The following is a 13,169-nucleotide window of genomic DNA, read 5'->3' as shown; positions in this document are numbered from 1 at the left end:
TTCCTTAATCTTTCGACTTAACCGCGCGCGATGACCGCAGCGTCGGCTTCGACCTTTTCGGCCGCTTTCTGGCGAATCAGCCGTTCCAGCTCATCCACCAGATTGTCATTCGTCAGTTTCTGCGACGGTTTGCCGTCGATGTAAATCAGGTTCGGTGTGCCGCCAGTCAGGCCGATATGGGCCTCCTTGGCTTCGCCCGGGCCGTTGACCACGCAACCGATCACCGCGACATCCAGCGGCACCAGCAGGTCTTCGAGGCGCCCCTCCAGTTCGTTCATGGTCTTGACCACATCGAAGTTCTGCCGCGAGCAGCTCGGGCAGGCGATGAAGTTGATGCCACGGGAACGCAGGTGCAGGGACTTGAGAATGTCGTAGCCGACTTTCACTTCCTCGACCGGGTCAGCCGCCAACGAGATGCGGATGGTATCGCCAATCCCTTCGGCGAGCAGCATACCGAGGCCGACGGCGGATTTCACCGTGCCCGAACGCAACCCACCGGCTTCGGTGATGCCCAGGTGCAGCGGCTGGACGATTTCCTTGGCCAGCAGGCGGTAGGCTTCGACGGCCATGAACACGTCGGAGGCCTTCACGCTGACCTTGAAGTCCTGGAAATTCAGGCGCTCCAGGTGCTCGACGTGGCGCAGCGCGGATTCCACCAGCGCCGCCGGGGTCGGTTCGCCGTATTTCTTTTGCAGGTCTTTTTCCAGGGAACCGGCGTTGACGCCGATGCGGATCGGGATGCCGCGGTCGCGGGCGGCATCCACCACGGCGCGGACCCGGTCTTCGCGACCGATGTTGCCCGGGTTGATGCGCAGGCAATCAACGCCCAACTCGGCCACGCGCAGGGCGATGCGGTAGTCGAAGTGAATGTCGGCGACCAAGGGGACCTTGACCAGTTGCTTGATCTTGCCGAACGCCTCAGCGGCGTCCATGTCCGGCACCGATACCCGCACGATGTCGACACCGGCGGCTTCCAGGCGGTTGATCTGCGCGACCGTGGCGGCCACGTCATTGGTGTCGCTGTTGGTCATGCTCTGCACAGCGATAGGCGCATCGCCGCCCACGGGCACGTTACCGACCCAGATCTTTCGGGATTCGCGACGCTTGATTGGAGATTCGCCGTGCATGACTTATTGACCCAACTTCAGGCGAGCGGTCTCGCCACTGGTGAACGGAGCGATGTCGACCGGCTGGCCGTTGTAGCTGACCTGCGCGCCACGGGCATAACCCAGGCGTACGGCAAACGGCGGCTTGCCGTTGACGGCGGTGCTGTCGCCCTTGCGCTTGAGGCCGCTGAACAGCACCTTGCCGTTGCCGTCGGTGATCTGCGTCCAGCAGTCGGCGACAAACTGGATCTGCACCTGGCCTTCACCCGCGACTGGCGCCGGGGTCGGAGCCGCCGGGGCGACTGGAGCGGTAGGCGCGGCGTGGGTCGCTGGCGCGGTCGTTGCTGGCGTGCCCGGCGCGGCCGGTGCCGTGGCCATCGGTGTGCTGCCGGTGTTCGGGGCAGCCGGTGCCGTCGGTGCCGGAGCTGGAACAGCCGGCTCGGCACCGGCCTGGGCATCGGCGTCGTCCTGGCTTTGCGGCAACGCCAGGGCGGTTTCGCCTTCGGCCTGGCCTTCGACGACAGCTTGGTCTTCCGGCTCGTCCAGCGGATGGATCTGGGTGGTGCCGTCAGCGCCCTCGACCTCGACATGCTCGGGGTTCATGGCGACCGACTCCTTGTTGCGCAAAGAAGCCTGGTCCTGCCACCAGACAAAACCGCCACCGATCACCGCGATCAGCAGCAACAGGCTGACGATTCGCAAAATGGTGTGGGAAACACGAACCGGTTCCTCGATGCGCCCCAGGCTGTGCACATTGCTGCCCTGGGCATCGGAACCGGTGTATTGATCGAATTGCTGGACCAGCACGGTCTGGTCCATGCCGAGCAACTTGGCATAGGCGCGGATATAGCCCCGGGCGAAGGTGTGCCCAGGCAGCTTGTCGAACGCGCCCGCTTCCAGATTGCCGAGGGAAGCCACGGTAAGATTGAGCTTGAGGGCCACTTCGGCCAACGACCAACCATTGCTTTCGCGGGCTTGACGCAGGGTCTCACCGGGATTTACGCGAGTCGCTGCTACAACTTCGGGATGCGCCGCTTTCATCATTGCTCCGACAGGTATTGCTGATATTCCGGCGTACCGGGATAGAGTCTTTTGAGTTGCAAGCCGTAACTCGCAGCTTTGTCGCGATCTTCAAACACATGTGCCAGCCGAACGCCGAGCAATAGACTACGTGCATTTTGCTCGCTCAGCAGGCTAAAACGCTCGTAGTAGTCACGCGCGGGCACATAATGCCTGTCTTCGTAAGACAACTCAGCCATTTCCAGCAGCGCCCGCGGTTGCTGGCGGTTGAGCCGCAGCGCCTTTTCGAGCTGCTGGCGGGCCAGGTCACGCTGGCCCAACTGCGCGGCCGTCATGCCGAGGTTCTCGAAAACCCGCGAACGCTCGGGGTAAAGGGTATCGGCGGCCGCCTGCTCGAAGCGCTCGTAGGCTTCCTTGTAGCGTTTCTGCTCGAAAAGAAAGCTGCCGTAGTTGTTCAGGATCCGTGCATCCTGGGGCCGGCCGGACAGCGCCTTGCGAAAATGCTGGTCGGCCAGTTCCGACTCCATCTCGGCCTGGAACACCAGGGCCAGGGCCGCGTTGGCATCCGGGTCGGAATCGTCCAGCTCCAGGGCCTTCTTGAGCGGCACCTTGGCCCGCTCGGTCATGCCCTGCTGCAGGTAGCCGATGCCCAGTTGCACATAGGCCACGCGTGCCTCGTCACGCCCTTTGCTGGTCTTCATCGGGTTGTAGTCACCCGACAGGACACAACCGGAACAAAGGCCGGCCAACAGCAAAACGAGCGCGAAGCGCAGGGACATAGAGTTCCTCTCTTAGTGACTGTTCGCAGCGTTTTGCACCGCATCGTCCGCGGCGTTCAACTCACGCACGGCAATGTAGCGTTCGCTGCGACGGGTGCGATCCAGCACCTGTCCTACCAATTGGCCACAGGCGGCGTCGATGTCTTCGCCGCGGGTGGTGCGCACGGTGACGTTGAAGCCAGCGTGGTGAAGCTGATCCTGGAAGCGACGAATCGCGTTGTTGCTCGGACGCTCGTAACCGGAATGCGGGAACGGGTTGAACGGGATCAGGTTGATCTTGCACGGGATGTTCTTGAGCAACTCGATCATCTCGACCGCATGCTCGACCTTGTCGTTCACGTCCTTGAGCAGCGTGTACTCGATGGTCAGCACGCGTTTTTCGCCCAGGGACGACATGTAGCGCTGGCACGACTCGAGCAGCATCTTAAGCGGATACTTCTTGTTGATCGGCACCAATTGGTTACGCAATGCGTCATTGGGTGCGTGCAGCGACAACGCCAGGGAGACGTCGATGTGCTTGGCCAGCTCATCGATCATCGGCACCACGCCGGAGGTGGACAGGGTCACGCGGCGCTTGGAGATGCCGTAGCCCAGGTCGTCCATCATCAGGTGCATGGCGGAAACGACGTTGTCGAAGTTCAGCAGCGGCTCACCCATGCCCATCATCACCACGTTGGTGATGGCACGGTCGACGGTCGCCGGGACGCTGCCAAAGGATTTGTTGGCAATCCACACCTGGCCGATCACTTCGGCGGCGGTGAGGTTGCTATTGAAGCCTTGCTTGCCGGTGGAGCAGAAACTGCAATCCAGGGCACAGCCTGCCTGGGACGAAACGCACAAGGTGCCGCGCTTGCCCTGGGGAATGTAGACGGTCTCGACGCAGCTGCCGGACGCCACGCGCACCACCCACTTGCGGGTGCCGTCGCTGGAAATGTCCTGGCTGACCACTTCGGGGCCGCGAATCTCGGCAACAGCCTTGAGCTTTTCACGCAGGGCCTTGCCGACATTCGTCATGGCGTCGAAGTCGTCGACGCCAAAATGGTGAATCCATTTCATCACTTGGCCGGCACGGAAACGCTTCTCCCCGATCGAGTCGAAGAATTTCTCCATTTCCGGCTGGGTCAGGCCCAACAGGTTGGTTTTGCCGTTCGATGTAGTCATGGATTCACCTTCACTCAAAAGCCTGGGCTTAGCGAGTGGTTACTTCAGTAGCGGAGAAAAAGTAAGCGATTTCGCGAGCAGCAGCGGCTTCGGAGTCCGAACCGTGGACGGCGTTGGCGTCGATGGACTCGGCGAAGTCGGCACGGATGGTGCCGGCAGCAGCTTCTTTAGGGTTGGTGGCGCCCATCAGTTCACGGTTGCGAGCGATGGCGTTTTCGCCTTCCAGCACCTGAACGACAACCGGACCGGAAGTCATGAAGGCAACCAGCTCACCGAAGAAACCGCGCTCGCTGTGCTCGGCGTAGAAGCCTTCGGCTTCGGCTTTGGACAGTTGCTTCATTTTCGAAGCTACAACGCGCAGGCCAGCGTCTTCGAAGCGGGTAACGATCTTGCCGATCACGTTTTTAGCAACGGCGTCAGGCTTGATGATGGAGAAAGTACGTTGAACAGCCATGGTGTAACTCCAGAAACGGTAATTTGCGAAAAATTAAACCCGCGAATTATACGCGGGTTCTTGGGTATTGCCTAACTGCGTAAGATGGGCTTCAGTCCTGCTCTTCTTTCCAGGCAGTCTGTATTGCTTCGAGGACCTTTTCACCGCCGCGATCCCGCTCATCCTCAAACCCTGGCAAAGCCATGACCATGTCACGCAATGCTACAAAGTTCACCGAATAGGGATCCATATCCGGATGACCATCGGCCAACAGAATAGCGATCTCTTGTACATCAACCCATTTTAGGCCCATGACAGTTCCTTGAATCAGTGCGGCGCTTCGGCGGCGTGGTTAAGCGAGTATCTCGGAATTTCGACGGTCAGGTCCTCGGTGCCGACAATCGCCTGGCAGGCCAGGCGCGATTGCGCTTCCAGGCCCCAGGCCCGGTCGAGGAAATCTTCTTCCAGCTCGTCCGCCTCTTCCAGCGAGTCGAACCCTTCACGAACGATACAATGACAGGTCGTGCACGCACAGACACCGCCACAGGCACTTTCCATCTCAATGTGATGCTCATGAGCCAGTTCAAGAATGGACGTCCCGGGCTCAGCCTCCACGACCATACCCTCCGGGCAGAACTTCTCGTGGGGCAAAAAAATCACCTGCGGCATCAGTTATTCCTCGATTTCATTCAGGTTGCGCCCCGCCAGGGCGGCTTTCACCGTCGAGTCCAGGCGGCGGGCAGCAAAGGCATCGGTGACGTGCGACAGACGCTTGGTCTGCTGCTCGATGGCATAACCATCGGTGCCTTTGATCAATTCGGACAATTCCTGCATCTGCAGCTCGATGACCATGCGCTCTTCAGCGTCGAGCAAACGCTCGCCGTCGGCTTCAAGGGCGCCTTGCACGGCTTCAATCAGGCGCTGGGCGTCGACCTGTTGCTCGCGCAGCACACGCGCCACCTTGTCGTCGCTGGCGTGCTGGAAGGAATCCTTGAGCATCTTGGCGATTTCGCCGTCGGTCAGGCCATAGGACGGCTTGACCTGGATGCTCGCTTCCACGCCCGAAGCCAGTTCGCGGGCGGAAACGTTGAGCAAACCGTCGGCATCGACCTGGAAGGTCACGCGGATCTTCGCCGCACCGGCCACCATCGGCGGGATGCCGCGCAATTCGAAGCGGGCCAGGGAACGGCAGTCGCTGATCAGTTCACGCTCGCCTTGCAGCACGTGGACCATCATGGCCGACTGGCCGTCTTTATAGGTGGTGAAGTCCTGGGCGCGGGCAACCGGGATGGTGGTGTTGCGTGGAATCACCTTCTCCATCAGGCCGCCCATGGTTTCCAGCCCCAGGGACAACGGAATCACGTCGAGCAACAGCAGTTCGCCGCCGTCGCGCTTGTTGCCGGCCAGGGTATCGGCCTGGATCGCGGCGCCGATGGCAACCACCTGGTCCGGGTCGATTTCGGTCAGCGGCTGGCGGCCAAAGGCCTCGGCAACAGCTTCGCGAACCCGCGGCACGCGGGTCGAACCGCCCACCATGACCACGGCCTTGACGTCTTCGAACTCGATGCCGGAATCGCGCACGGCACGGCGGCAGGCCTTGAGGCTGCGGGCGACCATGGGCTCGATCAGGGCATCGAAGGCTTCGCGGGTCAGCGCGGCTTTCCAGTCGCCATAAGCGACTTCAACGGTAGCGGCGTCGGTCAAGGCTTCCTTGGCGGCGCAGGCGGTTTGCAGCAGCTGGCGTTGCGCACCCGGGTCGAGGTCGGCGGACAAGCCGGCTTGCTCGATGATCCAGCCGGCGATGGCGTGGTCGAAGTCATCGCCGCCCAGGGCACTGTCGCCACCGGTGGCCAGGACTTCGAAAACACCGCCGGTCAGGCGCAGGATCGAAATATCGAATGTGCCGCCGCCCAGGTCGTAGATCGCGACCAGGCCTTCGGCGTGCTGGTCCAGGCCATACGCCACGGCAGCGGCAGTCGGCTCGTTGAGCAGGCGCAGCACGTTCAGGCCGGCCAGCTTGGCGGCGTCCTTGGTGGCTTGGCGCTGGGCGTCGTCGAAATAGGCCGGGACGGTAATGACCGCGCCCACCAGCTCACCGCCCAACGCCGCTTCGGCACGCTGACGCAGGACCTTGAGGATGTCGGCGGAAACCTCGACCGGGCTTTTCGGGCCCTGCACGGTTTCGATGAACGGCATGTGGGATTCGCCACCGACGAAGCGGTACGGCAGCTGGTCGCCCAATTGCTTGACGTCGGACAGACCACGACCCATCAAGCGCTTGACCGAGACAATGGTGTTCAGAGGGTCGGTGGCGGCGGCCAGCTTGGCCAACTCGCCCACTTCGACGCGGTCGGCGTGATAACGCACGGCGGACGGCAGGATCACCTGCCCCTGCTCATCGGCCAGCGGCTCGGAAAGACCGCTGCGCAAAGCAGCGACCAGGGAATTGGTGGTACCCAAGTCGATCCCGACAGCCAGGCGACGCTGGTGCGGTTGTGGACTTTGGCCGGGTTCGGCGATCTGCAGTAGGGCCATCGTAATCAGGACTTATCTGTAATCAGGCGTGCGACCGGAGCGGCACTGGGTTAATCGTCGAGGCGCTCTTCTAGCTGGCGCACTTCGTAGGTGAGCTTGTCGAGGAACTGCATGCGCCGCATCAGGCGCTCGGCCTGTTCGCGTTGCGCGGCATCGTTCCAGCAGGCTGCGAAGCTATCGTTCAGTGTTTGCTGGGCGTCTTTCAAGCGCCGCTTGAATACCGCGACACCGGCCAGGTCGGCGCTGTCCTGCAGGTCCTCGAGCTCTTCGCGCCACTGCATCTGCTGCAAAAGAAACTCGGGATCGTGGACCGTGACCTCCAGCGGCAACTCATGGCCGCTGATGGCGAGCAGGTAACGCGCGCGCTTGGCAGGACTCTTGAGCGTCTGGTAAGCCTCGTTGAGGTTCGCCGACTGCTCGAGCGCCCGCCGCTGCTCCGCCTCGGAGGCATCGGCAAAGCGGTCGGGATGGACGCCACGGGCCAATTCAAGATAACGCGCGGACAACTGCTCGAGATCCAGCTGGAACGCAGGCTGCATCTGGAACAACGCAAAATGACAAGGAGTACCCACAAGCCGCCTCAGATGTTGAAGCTTTCGCCGCAGCCACACTCACCGCGCACGTTGGGGTTGTTGAACTTGAAGCCTTCGTTCAACCCTTCCTTGACGAAATCCAGTTCGGTGCCGTCCAGGTACGTCAGGCTTTTCGGGTCGATGATCACTTTCTGACCATGACTTTCGAATACCTGATCGTCTTCGCCCACTTCGTCGACGAACTCCAGTACATAGGCGAGACCAGAACAGCCCGTGGTGCGAACACCCAGGCGGATACCCTCGCCCTTGCCGCGCCCCGCGAGGGAACGCTGCACATGCTTAGCTGCCGCTTCTGTCATCTGGATAGCCATGGAAAACTCCTTACCGTAACGCGGATCAGATCAAGCCTTTCTTCTGCTTGTAATCGCGAACGGCGGCCTTGATGGCGTCTTCGGCGAGTACCGAGCAGTGGATCTTCACTGGCGGCAGGGCCAGTTCTTCGGCCAGCTGGGTGTTCTTGATGGTTTCGGCTTCATCAAGGGTCTTGCCCTTCATCCACTCGGTGGCCAGGGAGCTGGACGCGATGGCCGAACCGCAGCCGTAGGTCTTGAACTTGGCATCTTCGATGATGCCTTGCTCGTTGACCTTGATCTGCAGACGCATCACGTCGCCGCACGCCGGCGCGCCGACCATGCCGGTGCCGACATCAGGGTCCTGCGCGTCCATCTTGCCGACGTTGCGCGGGTTCTCGTAGTGGTCGATGACCTTTTCGCTATATGCCATTTGCTTCAATCCTCATCAGTGAGTCGCTCTGGTGGCGACTTCTTCAGTGCGCCGCCCACTCGATTTTCGAAATGTCGACGCCGTCTTTGTACATGTCCCACAGCGGCGACAGAGCGCGCAGCTTGGTAACGGCCTCGCAGACTTTCTGCGCGGCGTAATCGATTTCTTCTTCGGTGGTGAAGCGGCCGAAGGTAAAGCGAATGGAGCTGTGGGCCAGTTCGTCGTTGCGACCCAGGGCGCGCAGTACGTACGAAGGCTCCAGGGACGCCGAGGTGCATGCCGAACCGGACGACACGGCCAGATCCTTGAGCGCCATGATCAGCGACTCGCCTTCAACGTAGTTGAAGCTCAGGTTCAGGTTGTGCGGTACGCGGGCAGTCAGGCTGCCGTTGACGTAGAGTTCTTCGAGGTGCTCGACCTGCTTGAAGAAGCGGTCGCTCAGGGCCTTGATGCGTACGTTCTCGGCGGCCATGTCTTCCTTGGCGACGCGGAAGGCTTCGCCCATGCCGACGATCTGGTGGGTCGCCAGGGTACCGGAACGCATGCCGCGCTCGTGACCGCCGCCGTGCATGGTCGCTTCGAGGCGAACACGCGGCTTGCGGCTGACGTACAGGGCGCCGATGCCTTTAGGGCCATAGGTTTTGTGGGCCGAGAACGACATCAGGTCGACTTTCAGCTTGGACAGGTCGATGTCGACCTTGCCGGTGGACTGGGCCGCGTCGACGTGGAACAGGACGCCCTTGGAGCGGGTCAGTTCGCCGATGGCCGCGATGTCGTTGACGGTGCCGATTTCGTTGTTCACGTGCATGATCGAGACCAGGATGGTGTCGTCGCGCAGGGCGGCTTCGACCATGGCCGGGGTGATGATGCCGTCTTCGCCGGGCTCGATGTAGGTGACTTCGAAGCCTTCACGCTCCAGTTGGCGCATGGTGTCCAGGACAGCCTTGTGCTCGATCTTGGAGGTGATCAGGTGCTTGCCCTTGGTGTGGTAGAAATGCGCGACACCCTTGATTGCCAGGTTGTCGGATTCGGTGGCACCGGAGGTCCAGACGATTTCACGCGGGTCGGCGTTGACCAGGTCGGCGACCTGGCGACGGGCGTTTTCGACCGACTCTTCGGCCTTCCAGCCAAACACGTGGGAACGGGACGCCGGGTTACCGAAGTTTCCGTCGACCAGCAGGCATTCACTCATTTTTTGCGCAACACGCGGATCAACCGGGGTGGTCGCAGAGTAATCAAGGTAAATCGGCAATTTCATGGACTTTCTCCTAAATCAGGCTGGCTGGCGTTCCGCGTGCTCTGCGGCAGTCATTCGACGGCGGACGCTTCAATCTTGTCCAGGTGCGGCGCCTTGCTGTTGCAACGGCGCTGGTCCTGACGCTGGGCTACTTCTTGCACCTCACGGCGAGTTACAAGGTCAGCCAAGCTGATACCGCTCAGAAATTCGTGAATCTGCAGGCTCAGGTCGCACCACAAGTGGTGGGTCAGGCAAGTATCGCCGCCATGGCAGTCGCCAAGGCCCTGGCACTTGGTCGCATCGACCGATTCGTTCACCGCATCGATCACCTGGGCGACCTGGATGCCTTGCATGTCCCGCGACAGCTGGTAGCCGCCGCCGGGGCCGCGAACGCTGGACACCAGGTTGCTGCGGCGCAGCTTGGCGAACAGCTGTTCGAGGTAAGACAGGGAAATGCCCTGGCGCTCGGAGATATCGGCCAGGGACACCGGCCCGTGCTGCGCATGCAATGCCAGATCCAGCATTGCGGTCACGGCGTATCGGCCTTTTGTAGTCAGTCGCATGGACAATTACCACGGAGTTCGGAATGGGGGCGAGTATGCAATTCCCGAGTATTTAAGTCAAGTATAAGACCTAGTGCTTTACTCAGGTTTACCCGCGAAAGAGCGCGCGCATGATAGCAAAGGCTGGTTGGCGGCGACCAGTGATACCGCGTTGTCGTTTATCGCGAGCAAGCTCGCTCCCACATTGGATCACGGGTGCTGATGCGATCCCTGTGGGAGCGAGCTTGCTCGCGATGAGGCCAGCAGGGTTTCAGCTAGCCTGGCTCTCATCCTTGTCCTTCACACACGCGAAGTCTTCCTCGCGCAGTTCAGGCAGGTCCTTGGCACAGTAATTACTGCCCAGGTCCTTCAGGGCGCCGCACATCCCCTCCAGGCGCCCATCGACGGCCTGCAGGTGATCGAGCAACTGGTTGATGGCCCGGGCGACCGGGTCGGGCATGTCTTCGCCGACACCGTAGGCGTCGAAGCCGATCTTCTCGGCCATGGCCTTGCGGCGAGCATCCTGCTCCTCATCGGACTTGACGATGATCCGTCCAGGGATCCCCACCACGGTCGCACCCGGCGGCACGGCCTTGGTCACCACGGCGTTGGAGCCGACTTTCGCCCCCGCCCCCACCGTGAACGGCCCGAGCACCTTGGCGCCGGCACCGACCACCACGCCGTCTTCCAGGGTTGGGTGACGCTTGCCTTTGTTCCAGCTGGTGCCGCCGAGGGTCACGCCCTGATACAGGGTCACGTCGTCGCCGATCTCGGCGGTTTCGCCGATGACGATGCCCATGCCGTGGTCGATGAAGAACCGGCGGCCGACCTTGGCGCCCGGGTGGATCTCGATCCCGGTCAGCCAGCGGCCGAAGTTCGAGACCAGCCGCGCCAGCCACTTCCAGCCCATGTTCCACAAGGCGCCGGACAGGCGATGGATCCAGATGGCGTGCATGCCCGGGTAGCAGGTCAGCACTTCAAAGGCATTGCGCGCCGCTGGGTCGCGATGGAAAACGCTTTGGATATCTTCACGCAAACGTTCGAACATTTTATTTCTTCCGCTTAATCAGCTCGCCACGGGCCGCCTTCTGGGTTTCCGTGAGGATGCCGCGCAATATATTCATCTCCGCCCGGCTGACCGAGCTTCGTCCGTACAACCGACGCAGGCGCGCCATCAAGTGTCGCGGCTTTTCCGGGTCGAGGAACTCGATGTCCACCAGGGTCTGCTCCAGGTGCTCATAGAATCGTTCCAACTCGTCCATGGTCGCCAGTGTCTCACTGCGCGGCGACGTGACCTCGGTTTTTTCGACTTTGCTGGGCTTGCCTTCGGCTGCCAGCCAAGCCATGCGCACTTCATAACTCAACACCTGCACCGCCGCCCCCAGGTTCAAGGAACTGAATTCGGGGTCGGAAGGGATATGCACGTGAAAGTGACATCGCTGCAGCTCGTCGTTGGTCAGGCCGGAGTCTTCACGGCCGAACACCAGGGCGATTTCAAAGCCTTGCGCGGCTTCCTCGACCACTTTGGTGCCGCATTCCCGGGGGTCGAGCAGCGGCCAGGGAATACGCCGGTCGCGGGCGCTGGTGCCGAGCACCAGGTTGCAACCCACCAGGGCATCTTCGAGGGTGGCGACGACTTGCGCGTTGGCCAGGATGTCGCCGGCGCCAGAGGCCCGGGCGTCGGCTTCGTGATGGGGAAACAAGCGCGGCTCGACCAGCACCAGGCGCGACAGGCCCATGTTCTTCATGGCCCGCGCAGCTCCGCCGATGTTACCCGGATGGCTGGTATTGACCAGGACGACACGAATGTTCTGCAACAAGGGAGGCGCTCTCGAACACGATAAAGGGAGCAAATCTTACAGAAGCACCTACCGTTAAGCTATGAAAGCGAACACCAACCTTCTCCTGATAAAACTTTCTGATAGAATGCGCGGCTTTCTTTAACAACCTTAGGTGACACATCCATGCAGCCCATGCTGAATATCGCGCTGCGCGCCGCCCGCAGCGCCAGTGAACTGATCTTCCGCTCCATCGAGCGCCTGGATACCATCAAGGTCGATGAAAAAGACGCCAAGGACTACGTGTCCGAGGTCGATCGCGCCGCCGAGCAAAAGATCGTCGACGCCCTGCGCAAGGCTTACCCGAACCACTCCATCCTCGGTGAAGAGACCGGCATGCACGCCGGTACCGGCATCGAAGGCGAAGAGTACCTGTGGATCATCGATCCGCTGGACGGCACCACCAACTTCTTGCGCGGCATTCCTCATTTCGCTGTCAGCATCGCCTGCAAATACCGTGGCCGCCTGGAACACGCTGTCGTGCTGGACCCGGTTCGCCAGGAAGAATTCACCGCCAGCCGTGGCCGTGGCGCCCAACTGAACGGTCGTCGCCTGCGCGTCAGCGGTCGCACCAGCCTGGACGGCGCCCTGCTGGGTACCGGCTTCCCGTTCCGTGATGACCAGATGGACAACCTGGACAACTACCTGGGCATGTTCCGCGCCCTGGTCGGCCAGACTGCCGGCATCCGCCGCGCCGGCGCTGCGAGCCTGGACCTGGCTTATGTGGCTGCTGGTCGTTTCGATGCGTTCTGGGAATCGGGCCTGTCCGAATGGGACATGGCAGCGGGCGCCCTGCTGATCCAGGAAGCCGGTGGTTTGGTGAGCGACTTCACCGGCGGCCACGATTTCCTTGAAAAAGGCCACATCGTTGCCGGCAACACCAAATGCTTCAAGGCTGTGCTGACTGCTATCCAGCCGCATCTGCCGGCTTCGTTGAAGCGTTAAGCCGCTCGGCTACAGAAAAAGCACCTTTCGGGGTGCTTTTTTATGCCTGAATTTCGGTAATTGATTGATCGTTCCCACGCTCCGCGCGGGAATGCCACCAGGGACGCTCCGCGTTCCGCTTCTGTAAGGTGACGCAGAGCGTCACGGGATGCATGCCCACGCAGAGCGTGGGAACGATCGGGTCGCGAGGGCGGTGGAAGATCGTTCCTCACGCTCCGCGTGGGAATGCCGCCAGGGACGCTCCGCGTTCCGCTTCT

Annotated in this window: 16 protein-coding genes; 1 reads left to right on the top strand and 15 read right to left on the bottom strand. The window is 61.4% G+C overall.

What is annotated here, in order from left to right:
• Positions 1-17: 17 nt before the first annotated feature.
• The 15 genes from ispG to trmJ all read right to left on the bottom strand — a co-directional run bounded on the left by ispG (position 18) and on the right by trmJ (position 11,949).
• On the bottom strand, positions 18-1,127 hold the full coding sequence (ispG, locus tag BM321_RS08575; RefSeq protein WP_003185136.1) for a flavodoxin-dependent (E)-4-hydroxy-3-methylbut-2-enyl-diphosphate synthase: 1,110 nt from the start codon (positions 1,125-1,127) through the stop codon (positions 18-20).
• Positions 1,128-1,130: 3 nt separating this feature from the next.
• Complete coding sequence (locus tag BM321_RS08570; RefSeq protein ID WP_092442209.1) at positions 1,131-2,147, bottom strand: RodZ domain-containing protein; 1,017 nt, start codon at positions 2,145-2,147, stop codon at positions 1,131-1,133.
• Positions 2,147-2,905, bottom strand: a complete 759-nt coding sequence (pilW, locus tag BM321_RS08565; protein ID WP_072408090.1) for a type IV pilus biogenesis/stability protein PilW — start codon at positions 2,903-2,905, stop codon at positions 2,147-2,149. Before pilW ends, BM321_RS08570 begins: the two co-directional genes overlap by 1 nt.
• 12 nt (positions 2,906-2,917) lie before the next feature.
• Positions 2,918-4,066, bottom strand: coding sequence for a dual-specificity RNA methyltransferase RlmN (gene rlmN / locus BM321_RS08560; protein ID WP_053118626.1), 1,149 nt, complete (start codon positions 4,064-4,066; stop codon positions 2,918-2,920).
• 28 nt (positions 4,067-4,094) lie between these two features.
• Positions 4,095-4,520 (bottom strand): nucleoside-diphosphate kinase, encoded by a 426-nt coding sequence (gene ndk, locus BM321_RS08555; protein ID WP_042727994.1) that lies wholly within the window; start codon positions 4,518-4,520, stop codon positions 4,095-4,097.
• A gap of 91 nt (positions 4,521-4,611) precedes the next feature.
• Complete coding sequence (iscX, locus tag BM321_RS08550; RefSeq protein ID WP_092442208.1) at positions 4,612-4,812, bottom strand: Fe-S cluster assembly protein IscX; 201 nt, start codon at positions 4,810-4,812, stop codon at positions 4,612-4,614.
• A 14-nt stretch (positions 4,813-4,826) separates the two neighbouring features.
• A complete protein-coding gene (fdx, locus tag BM321_RS08545; RefSeq protein ID WP_092442207.1) occupies positions 4,827-5,168 on the bottom strand; it encodes an ISC system 2Fe-2S type ferredoxin in 342 nt (113 codons plus the stop codon).
• 3 nt (positions 5,169-5,171) lie between these two features.
• Positions 5,172-7,034: a Fe-S protein assembly chaperone HscA gene (hscA, locus tag BM321_RS08540; RefSeq protein ID WP_092442206.1), complete on the bottom strand. Its 1,863-nt coding sequence runs from the start codon at positions 7,032-7,034 to the stop codon at positions 5,172-5,174.
• A gap of 50 nt (positions 7,035-7,084) precedes the next feature.
• The gene (hscB, locus tag BM321_RS08535) at positions 7,085-7,606 is read right to left on the bottom strand and encodes a co-chaperone HscB (RefSeq protein WP_072408084.1); all 522 of its coding nucleotides are present in this window, start codon (positions 7,604-7,606) and stop codon (positions 7,085-7,087) included.
• A gap of 8 nt (positions 7,607-7,614) precedes the next feature.
• On the bottom strand, positions 7,615-7,938 hold the full coding sequence (gene iscA / locus BM321_RS08530; protein ID WP_030139597.1) for an iron-sulfur cluster assembly protein IscA: 324 nt from the start codon (positions 7,936-7,938) through the stop codon (positions 7,615-7,617).
• A gap of 25 nt (positions 7,939-7,963) precedes the next feature.
• Positions 7,964-8,350: a Fe-S cluster assembly scaffold IscU gene (gene iscU / locus BM321_RS08525; RefSeq protein WP_003185157.1), complete on the bottom strand. Its 387-nt coding sequence runs from the start codon at positions 8,348-8,350 to the stop codon at positions 7,964-7,966.
• 43 nt (positions 8,351-8,393) lie between these two features.
• Positions 8,394-9,608: an IscS subfamily cysteine desulfurase gene (locus BM321_RS08520; protein WP_072408082.1), complete on the bottom strand. Its 1,215-nt coding sequence runs from the start codon at positions 9,606-9,608 to the stop codon at positions 8,394-8,396.
• Between the two features lie 50 nt (positions 9,609-9,658).
• A complete protein-coding gene (gene iscR, locus BM321_RS08515) occupies positions 9,659-10,150 on the bottom strand; it encodes a Fe-S cluster assembly transcriptional regulator IscR (protein WP_003185160.1) in 492 nt (163 codons plus the stop codon).
• Positions 10,151-10,400: 250 nt separating this feature from the next.
• Complete coding sequence (gene cysE, locus BM321_RS08510) at positions 10,401-11,177, bottom strand: serine O-acetyltransferase (protein WP_092165673.1); 777 nt, start codon at positions 11,175-11,177, stop codon at positions 10,401-10,403.
• Between the two features lies 1 nt (position 11,178).
• On the bottom strand, positions 11,179-11,949 hold the full coding sequence (gene trmJ, locus BM321_RS08505) for a tRNA (cytosine(32)/uridine(32)-2'-O)-methyltransferase TrmJ (protein WP_038856918.1): 771 nt from the start codon (positions 11,947-11,949) through the stop codon (positions 11,179-11,181).
• Between the two features lie 144 nt (positions 11,950-12,093).
• On the opposite strand from trmJ, the gene suhB reads away from it, so the two are divergent.
• Positions 12,094-12,912, top strand: a complete 819-nt coding sequence (gene suhB, locus BM321_RS08500) for a type III secretion system regulator SuhB (protein ID WP_003185165.1) — start codon at positions 12,094-12,096, stop codon at positions 12,910-12,912.
• Positions 12,913-13,169 lie beyond the last annotated feature (257 nt).

This window comes from Pseudomonas sp. NFIX10, assembly GCF_900111955.1.
GTDB classification, from domain to species: domain Bacteria; phylum Pseudomonadota; class Gammaproteobacteria; order Pseudomonadales; family Pseudomonadaceae; genus Aquipseudomonas; species Aquipseudomonas fluorescens_AA.
Note: the sequence above shows the minus strand (reverse complement) of the source record. Positions and strands in the feature narration are given on the sequence as shown.

Excerpts from the sequence above, each read along its gene's own strand:
- suhB (WP_003185165.1), top strand. The coding sequence starts at position 12,094 with ATGCAGCCCATGCTGAATATCGCGCTGCGCGCCGCCCGCAGCGCCAGT.
- rlmN (WP_053118626.1), bottom strand. The coding sequence starts at position 4,066 with ATGACTACATCGAACGGCAAAACCAACCTGTTGGGCCTGACCCAGCCG.
- cysE (WP_092165673.1), bottom strand. The coding sequence starts at position 11,177 with ATGTTCGAACGTTTGCGTGAAGATATCCAAAGCGTTTTCCATCGCGAC.
- iscA (WP_030139597.1), bottom strand. The coding sequence starts at position 7,938 with ATGGCTATCCAGATGACAGAAGCGGCAGCTAAGCATGTGCAGCGTTCC.
- ispG (WP_003185136.1), bottom strand. The coding sequence starts at position 1,127 with ATGCACGGCGAATCTCCAATCAAGCGTCGCGAATCCCGAAAGATCTGG.
- iscU (WP_003185157.1), bottom strand. The coding sequence starts at position 8,350 with ATGGCATATAGCGAAAAGGTCATCGACCACTACGAGAACCCGCGCAAC.
- BM321_RS08570 (WP_092442209.1), bottom strand. The coding sequence starts at position 2,147 with ATGAAAGCGGCGCATCCCGAAGTTGTAGCAGCGACTCGCGTAAATCCC.
- iscX (WP_092442208.1), bottom strand. The coding sequence starts at position 4,812 with ATGGGCCTAAAATGGGTTGATGTACAAGAGATCGCTATTCTGTTGGCC.
- hscA (WP_092442206.1), bottom strand. The coding sequence starts at position 7,034 with ATGGCCCTACTGCAGATCGCCGAACCCGGCCAAAGTCCACAACCGCAC.
- iscR (WP_003185160.1), bottom strand. The coding sequence starts at position 10,150 with ATGCGACTGACTACAAAAGGCCGATACGCCGTGACCGCAATGCTGGAT.
- ndk (WP_042727994.1), bottom strand. The coding sequence starts at position 4,520 with ATGGCTGTTCAACGTACTTTCTCCATCATCAAGCCTGACGCCGTTGCT.
- fdx (WP_092442207.1), bottom strand. The coding sequence starts at position 5,168 with ATGCCGCAGGTGATTTTTTTGCCCCACGAGAAGTTCTGCCCGGAGGGT.
- pilW (WP_072408090.1), bottom strand. The coding sequence starts at position 2,905 with ATGTCCCTGCGCTTCGCGCTCGTTTTGCTGTTGGCCGGCCTTTGTTCC.
- BM321_RS08520 (WP_072408082.1), bottom strand. The coding sequence starts at position 9,608 with ATGAAATTGCCGATTTACCTTGATTACTCTGCGACCACCCCGGTTGAT.